Here is a 19,806-nt window from a genome sequence, read left to right on the forward strand (position 1 = left end):
TTAAGGCTTTAAGCCAACATTAAGTGAACGTTAAAAATATGAAATTATGCCCTAATTTCTGTTATTACTATTATAAACTAAGCAAATCATTTTCTTAATGAAGTTCATTTTTTGTTTAATTTTTTAATATTTTTGTTAGACAAAAAATATTTTTCATTGAAACATTTTAATATAGAGGACCTACGTAATATGCCTAGTAGGTATAGAGCTCATTTAATTAATAGTTGTACAGGTTACAAATCTGCAAATCTTTTAGGGTCTAAATCGAACACAGGCAATTCTAATTTAGCCATTTTTAATTCTGTTGTTCATATAGGTAGTACACCGCCAATGTTAGGTTTTATCCTTAGACCTTTAACGGTAAAAAGGAACACCTATTCCAATTTTAAGGAAACAGGTTTTTTCACAGTTAATCAAGTTAATAAAGATATTATTGAAGATGCCCATCATACATCCGCTAGTTACGAAGTTGATATCTCAGAATTTTCTAAAACCAATTTAACAGAATCATATTTAGATAACTTTCTAGCACCTTACGTAAAGGAAAGTGCTATTAAATTAGGGTGTAGCTATGTTAATGAATATGAAATAAAAGAGAATGGCTGTCTTCTTATTATTGGAGCCATTGAACATATTTATTTACCAGATAATATTCTTAATGAAGATGGCTGGTTACAATTAGACAAAACAAGTGGTGTTACGGTTAATGGTTTGGACGCTTATGCATTACCTGCTCTTTTAGGCAGATATGGGTATGCCAAGCCTAATGAACCAACTAAAACTATACTGTAAGTGGCCCATAAAAAAGTAAATCTAGCTACCAAAATATGTATTACTTGCAAGAAACCATTTGCATGGCGAAAAAAATGGGAGCGTAATTGGGACGAAGTAAAATATTGTGGTGAAAAATGTAGACGCAACAAACTCAAAAGTAAAACAGATGAATAATTTAATTTGGTTTAGAAACGATTTAAGAGTGCAAGACAATTCTTCTATTGTAGAAGCTATGAAAGGTGCTAAAGCTATTGCATTTTATTGTTTTGAGTCTGTGTTTTTTGAAAGAGATGAATTCGGATTTAAAAGAACCGAAAAATACAGAGCCAAATTTTTACTAGAAACTGTTACACAGTTACAGGAAGAACTAGCAAAAATCAACATTTCATTATACATATATTACGGCACATCAGCTGATTTTTTACCAAACCTCATAGAAACTCAAAATATTGATACTGTTTTTTTACAAAAAGAATGGACAAGAGACGAACAGGTTATCCTCAATAATGTAAAATCTAAATTATCATCTACTATTAAATTCACTGAAGTTTACGACCAGTTTCTATTTCATCCTAACGACATCCCCTATCACGACTTCAATTCTATACCATATATTTTTACAAATTTCAAAAAAAAGTGCGAGGCACATTGTTCTATAAGACCTTTAAAAAATATCTCATCAAAAATGCCTCAAGAAAATCTCATAGGCTTTGAAAATACCATGCCAACATTAAAAAATTTAGGCTTTGAAGAAATTTTGCCTCACCAAAAATCAGCATTCCCTTTTAAAGGTGGAGAGCTAGAAGCTTTAGCGCGTATTCAAGATTATTTTTGGGAAACAAAAAAACTAGCTTTTTATAAGAAAACAAGAAACGGATTAATTGGTACCGATTATAGTTCTAAACTATCTGCTTGGTTAGCTAACGGTAGTATATCACCTAGAACGATTTACTGGGAAGTGAAAAAATTTGAAAAGGAAATAACCAAAAACCAAGATACATATTGGTTAATTTTTGAACTTATCTGGCGTGATTATTTCAAATATGTATCCCTAAAATACCAAGATTCTATATTTCATATTGACGGTATTTTACAAAAATCATACTCCTGGAAAACAGATTCATCACATAGAAACAATTGGATAAATGGTACAACTAAAGAGTCGTTTGTAAATGCCAATATGAGAGAGCTTTTACAAACGGGATGGATGAGTAATAGAGGTAGACAAAATGTTGCCAGTTACTGGTCTAAAGAACTTGAACAAGATTGGCGTATAGGAGCCGCATATTTTGAAAGTATGTTGATTGATTATGACGTACATAGTAATTGGGGAAATTGGATGTACAATAGTGGTGTCGGTAATGACCCCAGAGATAGAAAGTTTAATATTAAACTACAGGCGGAACGGTACGATGCCTCTGGAACATACCAACGTATGTGGCTACAAAACACCTTATTTTAAATCTATAATTGTAAAAACATATGAAAACTGTACGTTTAATTTTAGGTGATCAATTAAATCAAAATCATTCTTGGTTTAACTCTGTAGATGATGAAATTATATACTTGATGGCAGAAATGCGTCAAGAAACCGACTATGTAAAACACCATATACAAAAAGTAGTTGCCTTCTTTTTAGCAATGCGTAATTTCAAAGATGACATGTCTGCAAAGGGTAATCAATTTATATACTATACCCTCAACGATAAAAATAACCTACAACAGCTAAACAAAATTATTTCAAAAGTTATTGAAGAAAATAATGCTGAAAATTTTGAATATCAGTTGCCAGATGAATTTAGGCTTGATCAGCAACTTCAACAAATTTGTAGTTCACTACAGGTAACATCTTCGCATTATGATACGGAACATTTTTATACTACCAGATTTGAACTGAAAGAATTTTACCAAGGTAAAAAACAAATGGTTATGGAGAGCTTTTATCGTATGATGCGTAAAAAGCATGGAATAATGATGAATAGTGATCAACCTGAAGGTGGTAAATGGAACTATGATCAAAGTAACCGAAACAAATGGAAAGGTCAACCTAGTATTCCGCATGAAAAAGAATTTATTAAAAATGTTGAAGAAATTATCCAAGAGCTTACTAAAAGTAACGTAGAAACAATTGGGGTTATTAATCCAAGAACATTTGCCTGGCCAGTAACTAAAAAAGAATGCATAAGTACTTTAGATTATTTCTGTAATGAACTCTTACCTTATTTTGGCGATTACCAAGATGCAATGCATGACGATGAAAAATACCTATTTCACTCGCGATTATCATTTGCCATGAATACCAAAATAATATCTCCCAAAGAGGTAATAGATACAGTTTTAGACCATTATTATGAAAATTCTAAAGAAATTGAAATATCGCAAGTAGAAGGATTTGTACGGCAAATTTTGGGCTGGCGAGAATATATGCGTGGTATTTACTGGAAAGAAATGCCTGACTATCAACACTTAAATAAGTTAAATAATAAAAATAAATTACCAAATTTCTTTTGGACAGCCGAAACCAAAATGAATTGTTTACAAAAAGCAATTGGTCAAAGTTTAGATTCTAGCTATGCCCACCACATTCAGCGACTTATGGTGATTGGTAATTTTGCTTTATTGACGCAAATTGATCCAGATGAAGTAGACAAATGGTATTTAGGTATATACATTGATGCTATTGAATGGGTAGAAATTACCAACACAAGAGGAATGAGCCAATTTGCAGATGGTGGAATCGTTGCTACAAAACCCTATGTTAGTAGTGCAAATTATATTAATAAAATGAGTAGCTACTGCGGTAATTGTCATTATAGCCATACTAAAAAAATTGGTGAAAACGCATGTCCCTTTAATTCACTTTATTGGAATTTTTTAGCAGATAAAAAAGAGCATTTTAAAGACAATCAACGCATGAATATGATGATGGCGTTATTAAATAAAATGGACGGAAACAAACTAGCAGAAATTCAAAAAAGAGCTGCCTCAATAATTGAAAATTTGGATGCTTTTTAAAACATTTTGTAAATAAAATTAAATGTAAAAAAGTGATTAAAACTTTTCTATACTCACTTAAATAAACAGCACATTTTATAAAATTTTTCATCTATTAAAACACCTTTTTGTAGGAAAGAATAGATGTTCTTATTTTCACCCAAATTCTACAAGCAATTGAAAGAGAATTGTGTCTTTATTTATTGTACAAAACCACGGTTATACGTTGTATACGCTAATTTTACCGATAAAGTGCAATTACATTAATTTCCACCTCTTTGACAACTATTTTAACAATCTACAACAATTTCAGAAAAAGTATTTAATCTACAATTTGTAATTACAATAGCAATAAACTAACAATTATATATTTATATATAACTGATAATCAATAAGTTATATTTTACTTTAACTATATCCAATAAATACGATATTAATAACCTAAGAAAAAGGACTACAAAGAAACCACCACAGGTTTACCTTACTTCACAACAAGAATTAAATATCCGAAATATATCAGCGTTATTTTGCCACTGTATGTTCATCGACGAATAACATCGTGTGGACTATAAAATTTAGATTTTGGACAGATAGGCGCTAATTTTGTATTCGAATTAGATCCCAAATCTGTTCAAAAAATTTTTCTTAACCTGCTAATCGATAATGCTTTGCAAAAAATTGCATTCATTTTAAGTAAGGTTAAGTAATAAAATAAAGAATTAAACTTAACCATTAATATGAAGTCAATTTACACTTCTAAAAGTATTCTCCCCCAATACAGAAATCAAAAAGCTACATATCCTATATATGGATTGTATGAGACATCCTCATTTTGTTTTGGAATCAATCATATAGTTAATCCGTGTAAGAAAGAAAACAGTGGTTCCCAAATTGACCTTACATCTACTATTGTAAAAAACATGTTTTCAGCAAACATTGACTTTTCTCAACAGAAGATAGTTAATCGATATTCAAATATTTCAAACAGTACATTTTCAACTAATACAAAGAATCAATAATGAAGAATTCTACTTTCATAAAATCGACAATGTTGTTATTTGTCATGTGGTTCTTTTTTGGATCTACAGATGTATTGGCACAGACCTTTTCTATTTCTGACGCAAGTGCGAACGAAGGGTCTAATATGACATTTACAGTTACTTCTAGCAGTCCGCTTTTAGGTAACTATACATTTGACGTAATCTATACAGATGGTACTGCAATAGCTGCTGATTATTCTGGAGCTACTTCGATAACCCTCGATTTCTTTTTTAATACAACCTCTACTTTTACCGTTGCAGCATTGAATGATGATTGGGTAGAAGCAACTCAACAAGAGTTTACTCTTACGTTAAGTGATCCATCTAGTACATATTCATTTTCAGATGCTACGGGTATAGGTACAGTTATAGATACCGATGTTGCCTATGTTATTGGTAGCAATTATGATATTACAGAAGGTGGAGAAATACAGTATGCCTTAACCTTGTCTAATGGTATTAATTCTGGTGGTCAACAATATGTTGGTATTGAAGATGCCTATAATGTAGACTTTTCGATTGAAACCAATCCTGGTTCCACAAGTTCAGCTAGTGATGGATCAGATTTTAATTCGTTCAATACCACAGTTACTTTCCCGGCAGGTTCTATTGCAGGTACAGAAATAATTATTCCTATACCTACTATTGACAATACTATAGTTGAACCATCTGAAGAATTTTGGGGCGTTAAATCAAGAAATGCTGCAGAAACTACAAAATATGGTGCTACACCATCTAGGGTGAGTATCAATACTGAAAATTCTGCATTACGTATTCACGACAATGATGTCGCTACTATTAATTTAAGTAATACAACAGAATTAGAATCGGTAGGTAATGCTAGAATAGTTTTTACTCTAAGTGGTGAGGTTCAAGACAATTTTAGAATTAATTATGCTACTGCAGACCATACGGCAACCCAACCTTCAGATTATGACTCTAATACAGGATTCTTAAATTTCAACGGTTCTAACGGTCAAAATTTTCAACGTAATTTTAGTATAATAGATGATACCGTTATTGAGTCTACTGAATATTTCACGGTGGTGCCGTCTTACTCACCAGATGCGAATGCAATGACCAACTTTGTTCCTCAAAACATTGTTTTTGTTGCTAATGAAGGGGAAATCACCATTACAGACGATGATTTAGATACCGATTTTGACGGAATTAACGATTTAGTTGATGAGGATGATGATAATGATGGAATTACAGATATTAACGAAGGTAGTGGAGATTCTGACGGAGATACAATCATAGATAGTTTAGATTCCGATTCTGATAACGATGGATGTCCTGATGCTGTAGAAGCTGGTCATTCTGATCCAGATGATGACGGATACTTAGGCACTTCTCCTTTATCTATTAATTCAACTGGACTAGTTATTGGTCAAGGTGGCTATACTGGTACAGATAGTAAAGTAACTACGGCTTTTCAAACAGTTAGTATAACATTACAACCTACTGATAAAGTTGCAAATTTAGGCGACACCGTAACATATACAACTGCCGTTAACGGAACTGGACTTACTTACCAATGGGAAGTTAGTGCGGATAATGGTGCTACTTGGACTGCTATTTCAAATGGAGGAATATACTCAGGTGCAAATACTACTGCTTTAGTTTTGACTACTATTTCTAGTACAGATAGTGGAAACCAATATCGTTTCGGTGCATTTGATAGTGAAAACTTATGTACTCCATATACCTATACTAACGAAGTGGATCTTTTTATTAGACCCAATGTGGCAATTGCAGATGCATCTACCGCAGAAGGAACAGACTTAGATTTTGCCGTTACACTTTCACATGCAGTGAATGAGGTGGTAACTTTTGATTTATTGTACTCTGATATTACTACCCTACCTACTGACTATACGGCTTTATCTAGCTTTTCGGTTCCAAGTAATACATTAAACACAAGTATTATAATACCTGCCCTTGACGACTCTATTATTGAAGGAGATGAGACTTTTACCCTAGGTATGACCAATGGTTCTACCAATGCCGGTAACATAACGGATACAGCAACAGGTACAATAACAAATATAAATTTACCTACAGCAGGTGACGGAGTATCCATTGCCGATTTTTCTGTAAACGAAAATATTGGTACGGTAAATTTTGTGTTGACGTACACAGGACCTACTGTTCAAAATGCCTTTACGGTAGATTATATCATAATTGATGTTACCACTACCTCAACTTCAGATTATAATGTAAACCTTACCGGTCAGGTAACTTTCCCTGCAGGTACTGAAAATGGCGATACACGACCTATATTATTGGCTATTACAGATGATACGGTTATTGAAGGTGATGAAAGCTTAACAGTGCAGATATCAAATATTTCAAATAGTCTTTTAAGTATTGTAGATGCCGATGCCACAGGTACAATAATAGATAATGACACTAGCCCTACTACAGGACTATCTGTTGCAGATATTAATTTCAACGAATCTACTGCGTCGTCTAATTTTATTATTAGCTATAATGGAGGTAATGTAAAAACCGGTTTTACTGTTGACTATACAATTACTAACGGAACTGCAATCTCCGGTACTGATTATAACGCGGTACAAACTGGACAAGTAACATTTCCTAACGGAACTACTAATGGTGCCACTCAATTGGTAAACGTAGACATCATTGACGACCTTATCATAGAAGGTAGTGAAACCTTAAATATTGAATTATCCAATCTTTCAACGACACTTATCAACTTAGTAGATCCTAAGGGTATTGGTACTATTATAGATAATGATACTAAAACCGCTACAACAGGTTTATCTGTTGCTGATTTTACAGTTGATGAAGCTATTGGTACTACTAATTTTGTAGTAACCTATAATGGTGCTGATTTACAAAATTCATTTACGGTAGACTATAATATTACTGATGGTACTGCAAATGCTAGTACAGATTTTAATGGAGCTCCTACCCTATCTGGTCAAATAACCTTTCCTGCCGGAACTACTACTGGAGATCAGCAAAATGTTAGTCTTAATATAGTGGATGATAGTATAATTGAAAGCAATGAAAATCTCAACTTTCAATTATCCAACCTATCAACAACATTAATTAATCTAGTTGATGCTACCGCAATTGGTACTATTACAGATAATGATATTAAAACCGCTACAACGGGTTTAAGTGCTTCTGACTTCTCTGTAAATGAGTCTGCTGGCAGTACAAATTTCTTAATCACTTATAATGGAAATGAAGTACAGTCTAGTTTCACTGTAGATTATAGCATAACAGATGGTACTGCCACATCTGGCAAAGATTACAATACTGCTTTGGCTACTAGTCAATTAACTTTTCCAGCTGGTACTACAAATGGCAGCCAGCAATCGGTTTCCATTAATATTTTAGAAGATACTTTTATTGAAGCAACAGAAGACTTAAATATTCAATTATCAAACCTATCTACTACGCTAATAAATATAGTAGACCCAACAGGTACTGGTACAATTACCGATAATGACAACACCCCAACTAGCGGAATTGATTTTCAGAACGCTACTGTTACTTTAAGTGAAGGAGATCCAGGGGACAATGTTAACGCAACATTCGTAGTTGAATTTAATGGCGATATTGACACTGGTGAAACTATTGAGGTAGATTACTTTGTAAATAATGGTACTGCTGCAAATGCAACAGATTTTACACCTAGCCCTACCGTACAAACATTGACTTTTACCAATGCTATTAAGACAGGAAATATTGTTGTTCCTATTATTAGTGACAACACCATTGAGAATGAAGAAGATTTCTTTGTAAATCTTGTGGCCATACGTTCTTCTGTGGGCATCAACTTATTGAATAACCAAGCAAATGGAATCATTACAGATGATGATGGCGGTTCTCTTTCTGTTACCGGATTTACTATTGTAGAGCAAACCAATGCAATTAATTTTGATGTTACTTATAGTGGTGATAGGGTAACTGGTGGTTTTACGGTGGACTTTTCAATTGTAGATATTACAACTTCTGCAGGTATCGATTATACGGTAGCTTCTGCTACTGGAGTATTGAATTTTACAGGTGTAGATAACGAAGTACGTTCAGTGCAAATAAATATTATTGGTGATGATTTCATTGAAAATAATGAGAATTTAAGCATTGTAATTGCCAACCCTTCTATTCCTGAAATAAACATTACGAATACCGATGCTATTGGAATTATAACCAATGATGATTCTGGTAGTATTGCTGTTACAGGTTTTACAGAAGATGAATTTAATGTTACTGCAAATTTTGAAGCTACCTATACCGGTAATCTTATAAATGGCGGATTTACAGCTTCATATGAAATTACAGATAATACCACAACAGCGGGTAGCGATTACTCAGTTGCATCTCAAACTGGTACTCTAAACTTTTCAGGTACAACAGGAGAAGTATTACAGGTTCCTGTAAATATTATTCAAGATGCTATAATTGAAGGAAATGAATCATTACGTATTACCATAACTTCAATTTCTCCAAATTTAATTACGGCATCTAACCCAACTGCATTAGGAACTATTACCGATATTAATCACCTACCAACAGCTGTAGATGACTCTTTTGTAGTATTCCAAAATCAGGCTTCTGCAAATATTACTGTTCTTGCAAACGATGATTATGGTTTTGACGGACCAGCCTCGACTAATCCTTTACAGATAGTTAACAACCCAATAAACGGTACGGTAACTCTTAGAAATAATGGAACTCCTACTGATGCTACAGATGATTATTTTGAATATCAACCTAGTCCTTCATTCAACGGAAACGACTCGTTTAGATATAAAATAGTTGATTCCAATGGTTCTGAAGACGAAGCTGTTGTAAACATCTTTGTAAATGATACTAACCTTAAAAAGGATTTTGAAATTCGTTATTCTGGTAGTATCAATGGAGATTTCACCATGATTGCCAACAATGTACTTTCTAGAAACGCAACGGGTAATTATAACGGTGAAGCTGGTAACCATGATTTCAATAACAATGTGTTTGTTGATATTGATTCCGACCCAACTACGTTCAACTCTACCAATGCAAATTTAGCCAACCCAGAGCCTTCTTTAAGTTGTTTAAATATTAAGAAAGCATATTTATATTGGGCAGCCGCTGACAAGGAATATGACGGCACAACAGGTGGTGGTGCTACAGAGCCGACTTGGAACTATAATCAAGTAAAGTTGATGTTGCCTGGTCAATCTTCATACACAACAGTTTCTGCAGATGAGGTTATCTATAGAGGTCGTAATGATCATTTCCAAAATGACCCATACGTTTGTATTAAAGATATTACTGATGATATCAATGCGCTTTCAACTCCTTTTGGTTCTTACCAAGTTGGTAACGTAAAAGCTACTGAGAGAGATTTACGCTCTCATGGTATTGCAAATGTAACTGGTACTTCCGGTGGATGGCAAATTGTTTTTGTCTATGAAAATGTTTCATTAGACCCTAAGAACATTACATTATACGATGGGTATGTACATACTTTTGCTTCTGATGGTGCTGGTGAAACCGAGTTTAACTTTAGCGGTTTCGAGACTATACCAAACGGGAATATTAATGCTAATGTAATGTTAGGTGCTTTAGAAGGTGACCGCGACCTTACTGGTGATCAACTATTAATTTACGACGCTAGCAACAACTGGTCTAAACTTTCTACTACATTAAGGGATGAAGATAACTTCTTCAATAGCCGAATTACCATAGATGGATTGAATTATGTGGATAGAAATGCTGCCAGTACCAATACCTTAGGTTTTGATGCTACTGTGTTTCCTTTAGCAAATACAGCTAATAGATATATAGATAACGATCAAACTTTTGCCCGTTTTAAAATTACAACGGATCAAGAATCGTACGGTCTTTATTTAATGGGTATGAGCGTTGATGTCTACTACCCAAGTTTAGGTGCCTTAAGTTTAAATGCAAATACTACTGGTCCTTTTAATGCTGGTGATATTGTACCATTAACTTTAAATGTTTCCAATACTGGTAACGATGATATTCAAGACCTTGAAATAACTACTATTTTACCAATTGAAGCTGATTTCTCTGGGGTTGGAACATTACCTTCTGGTGTAACACATTCATATGACCCAACTACTAGAACCTTAACCTTTACAGCTCAAGATGGTTTTACCAATATGGGTGAAAATTATGATATTGATTTTGATATAGAAATTATTGAGGCATGTTATTTTTTAGAGACAGCTTGTATAGCAAGTTTTGAATTACAAGCGACTGCAACTTATAGTGGTGTTACCAATGGAGATACTATTACTACCAATAGCTCTTCCTCTACAGATTCTTGTGGTATCGGTACACATACACCAACGGTAATTGATGTGCAGCAACCACCACAGGTAAATTGGTCTACTGCACCAAATGCCTTAGATAGAACAATTTCTTGTGATGATATCGCTGGGCTAAATAATGCAAATTCTTTAGTTCCTGCATCGGCTTCTTGTAATTTCACATTGAATAAAACAGCTGGTAGCTTTGTACAATCTGGAGCTTGTACTACAGAGGGTACATATACCAATACTTGGACATTTACAGATGCTTGTGGTAGGGTAAGTTCTACTTTTACTCAAGTAATCACTATAGAAGATGATGAAGCGCCAACTTTTAATGAGTCTCTACCGCAAGATTCATATGCAGCTCATGATAATATTCCTGTAGCGCCAATACTTTCTGCAAATGATAATTGTGATTCTAATTCAACAGTTATTTTCAACGAAACATATATTGGTGATAATACAAGTACTTCATATACTATAGTTAGAAATTGGACAACGAATGATTGCGCAGGTAATAGCACAAGCCATACTCAGTATATTTATGTAAGTGAAAATGGCAATCCAATTGGTATTAGTATCAATGATGTTACTGTTAATGAAGACGCTGGCACTGCCGTTCTTGAAATAACCCATACAGGTTCTGTTTCTGGTGGTTTTACCTTAAATTATACTACTGCAGATGATACGGCTATACAACCAGGCGATTACGTTTCTACTTCAAACACTGTTTCTTTTTCAGGAACAAATAATGAAATCAGACTAGTTACTATAACTATTAATGATGATAACTTAATAGAAACTACAGAGCAATTATTAGTACAATTATCAATTGGAACCAATACTCCTACCATTAATGACAATGAGGGAGTAGCGACTATTACCGATAACGATAATGTTTCAGGTAGTACGGGTGTATCTTTTGCTGACGATAATGTTATTGTTACCGAAGGTACTGATACCTACGCTAGATTTGTAGCTACGTTCACCGGTAACATTGCACCAGGAGAAACGGTAACCGTAGACTATGCAACGGCTAATGGCACTGCAATTGAACCTGGAGATTATACTACTTTTACAGGTACAGTAACTTTCAACAGCACTACCAATTCTGTAAACATAGATGTGCCAATTATTGATGATAATCTAATTGAACCAGCAGAAGATTTTACTATTACCTTGTCTAATATACAGTCTAATATTAACGTTGGTTTTTTTGATGCACAACCAACAAATACTGCTACAGGTACTATTAATGACAATGATAACATACCGGGAACAACTGGTATATCGTTCCAAAATGATAATATTACTATTGACGAGGCAGCAGGTACAGCTACAATAAATGTTTTGCTAACCGGTAATGTTCAAGGCGGATTCACTTTAGACTTTGCAACTTCTGACAATACTGCAATTCAACCAGATGATTATACTTCAAACAATGGTCAATTAACATTTGTAGGTACTGACGGAGAAATACTCCCTATAACTGTTTCAATTATAGATGATAGTATTATTGAGGTAACCGAAGGTTTATTTGTTGACCTTTCTAATCTATCAACTACTTTGATTGCTATTAACGACAATCAAGGGAATATCAATATCACAGATAATGATAGCTTGGCGGGTACAGGTATCTCTTTCCAAAACGATGATATTACCATTAATGAAGCGGATGGTACAGCTACTATAAATGTTCTACTAACTGGAAATGTTCAAGGCGGATTCACATTAGACTACGCAACAGCAGACGATTCTGCAATTGAACCTGGTGATTATATTAGTAATACCGGTCAATTAACTTTCGCAGGTACTGATGGCGAAGTACAACCTGTAACCGTTACTATTAATGATGATACCATTATAGAGGCTACAGAAAGATTATTTGTAAATCTTTCTAACCTATCCACTTCATTGATTACCATTAACGACAATCAAGGAAACATCAACATCAACGATAATGATAATATACCAGGTACAACAGGTATTTTATTTAAAAATGATGATATTACAGTAGATGAAGCAGCAGGTACGGCCACTATCAATGTATTACTGACTGGGAACGTACAAGGCGGATTTACACTAGATTATGCTACTGATGACGATACTGCTATACAGCCTGGGGATTATACCTCAACGTCTGGTCAATTGACTTTCGCCGGTAATGATGGAGAAATTCACCCTGTGACCGTATCAATAATAGATGATTCTGTTATTGAAGCTAAGGAAAGGTTGTTTGTTAATCTATCTAACCTATCAACTACTTTGATTGCCATTAATGACGCTCAAGGGAACATCAATATTACAGATAATGATAATGTTGCAGGTACGGGTATCACTTTCCAAAATGATGATATTACCGTAGATGAGGCAGCGGGTACTGTAACGGTTAATGTATTATTGACCGGTGATGTACAAGGTGGTTTCACCTTAGATTATACTACTAGTGATGATACAGCTCTTCAACCAAGTGATTATACAACTAGTGCAGGTCAATTGACTTTTGCTGGTACAGATGGTGAATTACAACCTATTACAGTCACAATTATTGACGATAGCGCAATTGAGACTATAGAGAGATTATTCGTAAATCTTTCTAACCTTTCAACCACATTGATTAGCATAAACGATAATCAAGCAAACGTTAATATCACCGATAACGATAACATACCGGGCACAACGGGTATTGCTTTCGAAAATGATAATATTACGGTAGACGAAGCAGCAGGCACAGCAACTATCAATGTTCAATTAACTGGTAATGTTCCTGGTGGATTCACTTTAGATTATACTACTAGTGATGATACAGCGGTACATCCTGGGGATTACACGCCTATTAGCGGACAATTAACTTTCAATGGTAATGATGGTGAGCTTCAACCTATCACCGTTACAATTATAGATGATAATAGTATTGAAGCTACCGAGCGTTTATTTGTAGACATCTCTAACCTATCTACAACCTTAATCGTTATCAACGATAACCAAGGCAATATCAACATCACCGATAATGATAACATACCGGGTACAACAGGTATCTCATTCCAAAATGATGACATCACTGTTGATGAGGCAGCGGGTACTGCAACTATTAATGTATTGCTAACCGGAAACGTTCAAGGTGGGTTCACCTTAGATTATACGACAACTGATGATTCTGCGGTTCAACCAGGTGATTATACCACCAATATAGGGCAACTGACTTTCGCTGGTACAGATGGAGAATTACAACCTATAACCGTGTCCATTATAGATGATAATAGTATTGAAGCTACTGAAAGACTATTTATAGATTTATCAAACTTGTCGACTACGTTAATAGCGATAAAAGACAATCAAGGTAATATCAATATTACCGATAATGACAACATACCTGGTACAACCGGAATTTCATTTGAAAATGATAATATCATTGTAGATGAAGCTGCAGGTACGGCCATAATAAATGTTTTACTAACCGGAAATGTTCAAGGCGGATTTACCCTTGATTATACTTCTACTGATGATACTGCTGTACAACCAGGAGATTACACCACAAGTACAGGTCAGTTAACATTTAATGGTACAGATGGTGAAATTCATCCAATTACGGTAAGTATTATTGATGATAATTTAATTGAAACAACAGAACGACTATTTATAGATCTTTCTAACTTGTCTACAACATTGATTGCCATTAATGATAATCAAGGTAATATCAATATCACAGATAATGACAATATACCTGGCACAACAGGTATAGCGTTTGAAAATGATAATATAACTGTTGATGAAGCTGCGGGTACAGCAACTATTAATGTTCAATTAACCGGTAATGTACCTGGCGGATTTACTGTAGATTTTGCTACAGCAGATGGTTCTGCAATAGCTCCAGGCGATTATACTGGCAACTCAGGTCAATTGACCTTCGCTGGAACCGATGGAGAATTGCAACCTATTACGGTTACCATTATCGATGATAATTTTATCGAAGCGACTGAAGCGCTTTTGGTTAACTTATCAAATTTATCTACCACATTAATAGGTATTAACGATAATCAAGGTAATATCAATATCACGGATAATGATAACATACCTGGTGTTTCCGGTATTTCATTCGAAAATGATGATATAACCGTTGATGAAGCTGCAGGTACAGCTACAATAAATGTATTATTAACTGGTAATGTTCAAGGCGGATTCACTTTAGACTATACCACCAATGATGATACTGCTGTTCAACCTAGCGATTATACTACCGATGCAGGTCAACTGACTTTTGCTGGTACAGATGGGGAAATTCATCCCGTTACAGTTACAATCATAGATGATAATGTTATTGAAGCAACGGAAAGATTGTTTGTAGACCTTTCTAACCTGTCTACCACGTTAATTGCCATAAACGATAACCAAGGTAATATCAATATCACAGATAATGATAACATACCTGGTGTTACTGGTATTTCATTTGAAAATGATGATATTACTGTTGATGAAGCTGCGGGTACGGCAACTATCAATGTTTTATTGACCGGAAACGTACAAGGCGGATTCACTTTAGATTATACGACTACTAATGATTCTGCAATAGCACCTGGTGATTATACCACTAATTCAGGTCAGTTAACATTTGCCGGTACAGATGGTGAAATACACCCTATTACGATAAGTATAATTGATGATTCTCTAATAGAATTTACTGAAAGTCTATTTGTGGATCTTTCTAACCTGTCTACTACTTTAATTGCCATTAATGACAATCAAGGGGTAATTAATATTACAGATAATGATAGTGACCCATCACTTTATGGTGTTCAGTTTGATGTTACTTCTATTGACGTTAATGAAGATGCAGGTACTGTTTCTCTTGATGTAGTTCTTAATGCGCAAGTTCAAGATGAGTTTACGGTAGAATATTATACGGTTGATGGTACTACTATAGAAGGTAGTGACTATACCGGTATTCCTCAAAACACACAGACTTTGACATTTGGCGGAACAAATTCCAATACACAAACTATAGTTATTCCAGTTATTGATGATGTCTTGATTGAATTTACCGAGAATTTTGAAGTAATTCTTGAAAATATTTCTTCTCCTATTGTTGGTATTCTTGCCAATGATACGGCAACGGTAAACATTATCGATAACGATGCTGACCCATCGGTTTACGGTGTTGCTTTTGATGTTACTTCAGTTGATGTAAACGAAGATGCAGGTACGGTTTCTCTTGATGTTGTCCTTAACGCGCAAGTTCAAGATGAGTTTACGGTAGAATATTATACGGTTGATGGAACTACTTTAGAAGGTAGTGATTATACCGGTATTCCTCAAAATACGCAGAATTTGACATTTGGTGGAACAAATTCTAATACGCAGACAATAGTTATTCCTATTATAGATGATGTATTAATTGAGTATACAGAGAACTTCCAAGTAATTTTGGAAAATATTTCTTCTCCTATTGTTGGTATTCTTGCCAATGATACGGCAATGGTAAACATTATTGATAATGATAGCGACCCATCACTTTACGGAGTACAATTTGATGTTACTTCAGTTGATGTAAACGAAGATGCGGGTACAGTTTCTCTTGATGTTGTCCTTAATGCGCAAGTTCAAGATGAGTTTACGGTAGAATATTATACGGTTGACGGTACTACCATAGTAGGTAGTGACTATACCGGTGTTCCTCAAAATACTCAGACTTTGACATTTGGTGGAACAAATTCCAATACACAGACAATCGTTATTCCGATTATCGATGATGTATTAATTGAGTACACAGAAGATTTCCAAGTAATTTTGGAGAACATCTCTACTCCTATTGTTGGTATTCTTGCAAATGATACGGCAACGGTAAACATTATTGATAACGATAGTGACCCGTCATTATATGGTGTGCAGTTTGATACTACTTCGATCGAGGTAAATGAAGACGCTGGTACCGTTACTCTTAATGTGGTACTAAATGCTCAAGTTCAAGATGAATTTACCGTAGAATACTATACTATAGATGGCTCTACAATAGAAGGGAGCGATTACACTGGTGTTCCTCGTAATACACAAACTTTGACATTTGGCGGCACAAATTCTAATACTCAGACAATCGTTATTCCGATTATTGATGATATTATTATTGAAGATTCAGAAACGTTCAATGTAATTCTTGAGAACATATCAAGTCCTATTGTAGGTATTTTATCAGACAATATTGCTACCGTAACCATTATCGATAATGATGGTAATGAAGGTTGGCCAGCTGATGAAACTATTGAGGCTTGTGATTCAATTCCTGATGCTTTTGTAATTACTTCAGATAGCACTTGTGCCATTACAGTTGATTTAGAAGAATTGATTCAAGGTCAAGATGATGAATGTGCAACAGAATATACGATTACTAGAACATGGACTATTACTGATTGTGTTGGTAATGTACGTACACATACTCAAGTAATAACCATAGAAGATACAATTGCACCGACATTTACAGAGGCGCTACCACAAGATATGACGGTAGAATGTAATATGGTGCCAGATGCTGCTACACTGACGGCATCTGATTCTTGTGAGCCAGATATTGAAGTAACTTTTGAAGAAACAATTACAAATGATGAAAACTGCGCTCTTGGTTATACGGTAACCAGAACATGGACCGCTACTGATTGTGCCGGTAATACTACAGAACATACACAAGTAATTACTGTAGAACCTACAGGTCCAATTATGAGTCAGCCTTACGAGGATGAGATTACCATTATTTGTGGTGATGATATTCCTGAGGTTCCAGAAATGGTATTTACAGGTGGCTGTGGTAATTTTGACGTTGTATTTAATGAAGAAAGACAACAAGCAGATGATTCTGATGATTACATGATTATTAGGTCTTGGAACGTAACTGACTCTTGTGGAAACACAGCTTCTTTTGAACAGATCATATTTGTTCTTCAACCACAATTACAAGAAATTACTATTAATATTTGTATTGAAGAAGAGCGAATTGACTTGTTGAATTATTTACCTGCCGATTTTGATCGCAATGGTACATTTATGATTCTTGAAGGCGATGTAGTATTAGAGCAAAACTATTTTGACCCTATGAACCATGAGCCTGGCGAGTATAAAATTGCCTACAGTTCTACCGAAGGCACTTGCAAGTACTATGTTGACTTTACCGTAATTGTAGATACAGAATGTGTACCATGCGGAAGAGGTGATATTATTATCTCTAAAGCAGTTACAGCGAATGGCGATGGTGTTAATGATTTCTTTGAAATAAAAGGTGTAGAGTATTGTGCCTTCAGTTTTGATGTTATGATTTTTAACCGTTGGGGTACTAAAATTGCTGAGGTTCAAGATTATCAAAATGACTGGGGCGGTGAATCTCCCGATGGTTCTTTTGGACAATCTGGTATGTTGCCAACAGGTACATATTATTATATTATTACTGCTACCGATAAAAACACAGGTACTATTTTAGAACCATTTAATGGGTATATCTACCTAGGTACTAATTAAAATTAAAATATATTATTGATAATGCCTCATCATAAATATGGTGAGGTTTTTTTTCTTCTCTACCAGTATTTTTTTTGACATAAACTACTATACACAAGTCTTTTAGATGCTCAATTTAGTTCGTCCGAAAAATGCATCAATTGAACGAAAATGCTGTTTCAGAACGAATAATATGGGGTGTCAGCCGTTATTTTTCATATCCTTCAAAAGAGCAATTAAATTTGTAAATAATAAGATAACCTACTTATACATTAACATATAGCCCAAAAAGCTAAACCCAAACACAACCATGAAAAAAGCTAATCTACTTTTAGCCATTCTATTTTTTACAGGTGCTTTTGTAAGTGCACAGCAGTTACCTCAGTTTACACAATATATGTACAACACTATTTCGGTAAACCCAGCGTATGCAGGTAGTAGAGAAACGCTGAACGCGACTATTCTACATAGAAACCAGTGGGCAGGTCTTGAAGGTAATCCTAGAACCAGTACACTATCTATACATTCACCTTTAAAAAACGAGAAAGTAGGCATAGGCGTTTCATATATTAATGACCGTTTAGGTTTTGAAAGCACCAACTACTTTTACGGAGATTTCTCATATACCGTTCCGGTTAGCCAACAAGTTAAAATGCGCTTTGGTTTAAAGGGTGGTTTCACAAGTTATAACTTAGAAAACCCTGATCCTAACGATCAGTTTTTTAATGCTAATTTCAATAGTATAAACCCAAATTTTGGTGCAGGTTTTTACATTGGTTCCAATAGATGGTATGCAGGTCTTTCTTCTCCAAGAATATTAAATACAGATTTAAACGATGGAGAATTTGAAGCTATAGAGCGTAATAGTTACTACGCTATTGGTGGTTTAGTTTTTGACTTATCTGAAACTACTATTTTCAAACCTACCATTATTACAAAATTTACCAATGGTGCTCCGGCAACATATGACTTTACGATTAACTTTTTATTCAACGAGAAATTTTGGGTAGGTACTTCTTACCGAGTGAACGACGCTTCTAACTTTGGAGCAATGATGGACTATCAGGTTTCCAGGGATTTTAGAGTTGGTTATGCTTATGATTTACCTACCTCTGCCGTAAGACCTTACACAGGTGGTACACATGAAATTATATTAATATATGAACTTACAAAAAAGGTGTTAGGACCTGTTAAATCTCCTAGATATTTCTAATAAT

At 34.6% G+C, this 19,806-nt stretch carries 6 protein-coding genes; all 6 read left to right on the forward strand.

What is annotated here, in order from left to right; genetic code table 11:
- The first annotated feature begins 156 nt into the window (after positions 1-156).
- The 6 genes from P178_RS0120100 to P178_RS0120120 all read left to right on the forward strand — a co-directional run bounded on the left by P178_RS0120100 (position 157) and on the right by P178_RS0120120 (position 19,802).
- Entirely contained in the window at positions 157-792 is a 636-nt protein-coding gene (locus P178_RS0120100) for a flavin reductase family protein (protein ID WP_027067922.1), read from the forward strand.
- A complete protein-coding gene (locus P178_RS23000; RefSeq protein ID WP_081819479.1) occupies positions 793-948 on the forward strand; it encodes a DUF2256 domain-containing protein in 156 nt (51 codons plus the stop codon).
- Complete coding sequence (locus P178_RS0120105) at positions 941-2,236, forward strand: DASH family cryptochrome (protein ID WP_027067923.1); 1,296 nt, start codon at positions 941-943, stop codon at positions 2,234-2,236. The genes P178_RS23000 and P178_RS0120105 overlap by 8 nt, the downstream gene beginning before the upstream one ends.
- Positions 2,237-2,256: 20 nt before the next feature.
- Complete coding sequence (locus P178_RS0120110; protein ID WP_027067924.1) at positions 2,257-3,789, forward strand: cryptochrome/photolyase family protein; 1,533 nt, start codon at positions 2,257-2,259, stop codon at positions 3,787-3,789.
- 997 nt (positions 3,790-4,786) lie between these two features.
- A complete protein-coding gene (locus P178_RS23320) occupies positions 4,787-18,610 on the forward strand; it encodes a T9SS C-terminal target domain-containing protein (protein ID WP_027067925.1) in 13,824 nt (4,607 codons plus the stop codon).
- A gap of 289 nt (positions 18,611-18,899) precedes the next feature.
- Positions 18,900-19,802, forward strand: a complete 903-nt coding sequence (locus tag P178_RS0120120; RefSeq protein ID WP_027067926.1) for a type IX secretion system membrane protein PorP/SprF — start codon at positions 18,900-18,902, stop codon at positions 19,800-19,802.
- Positions 19,803-19,806: the final 4 nt, after the last annotated feature.

This window comes from Maribacter sp. Hel_I_7 (genome assembly GCF_000688315.1).
Classification (GTDB): domain Bacteria; phylum Bacteroidota; class Bacteroidia; order Flavobacteriales; family Flavobacteriaceae; genus Maribacter; species Maribacter stanieri.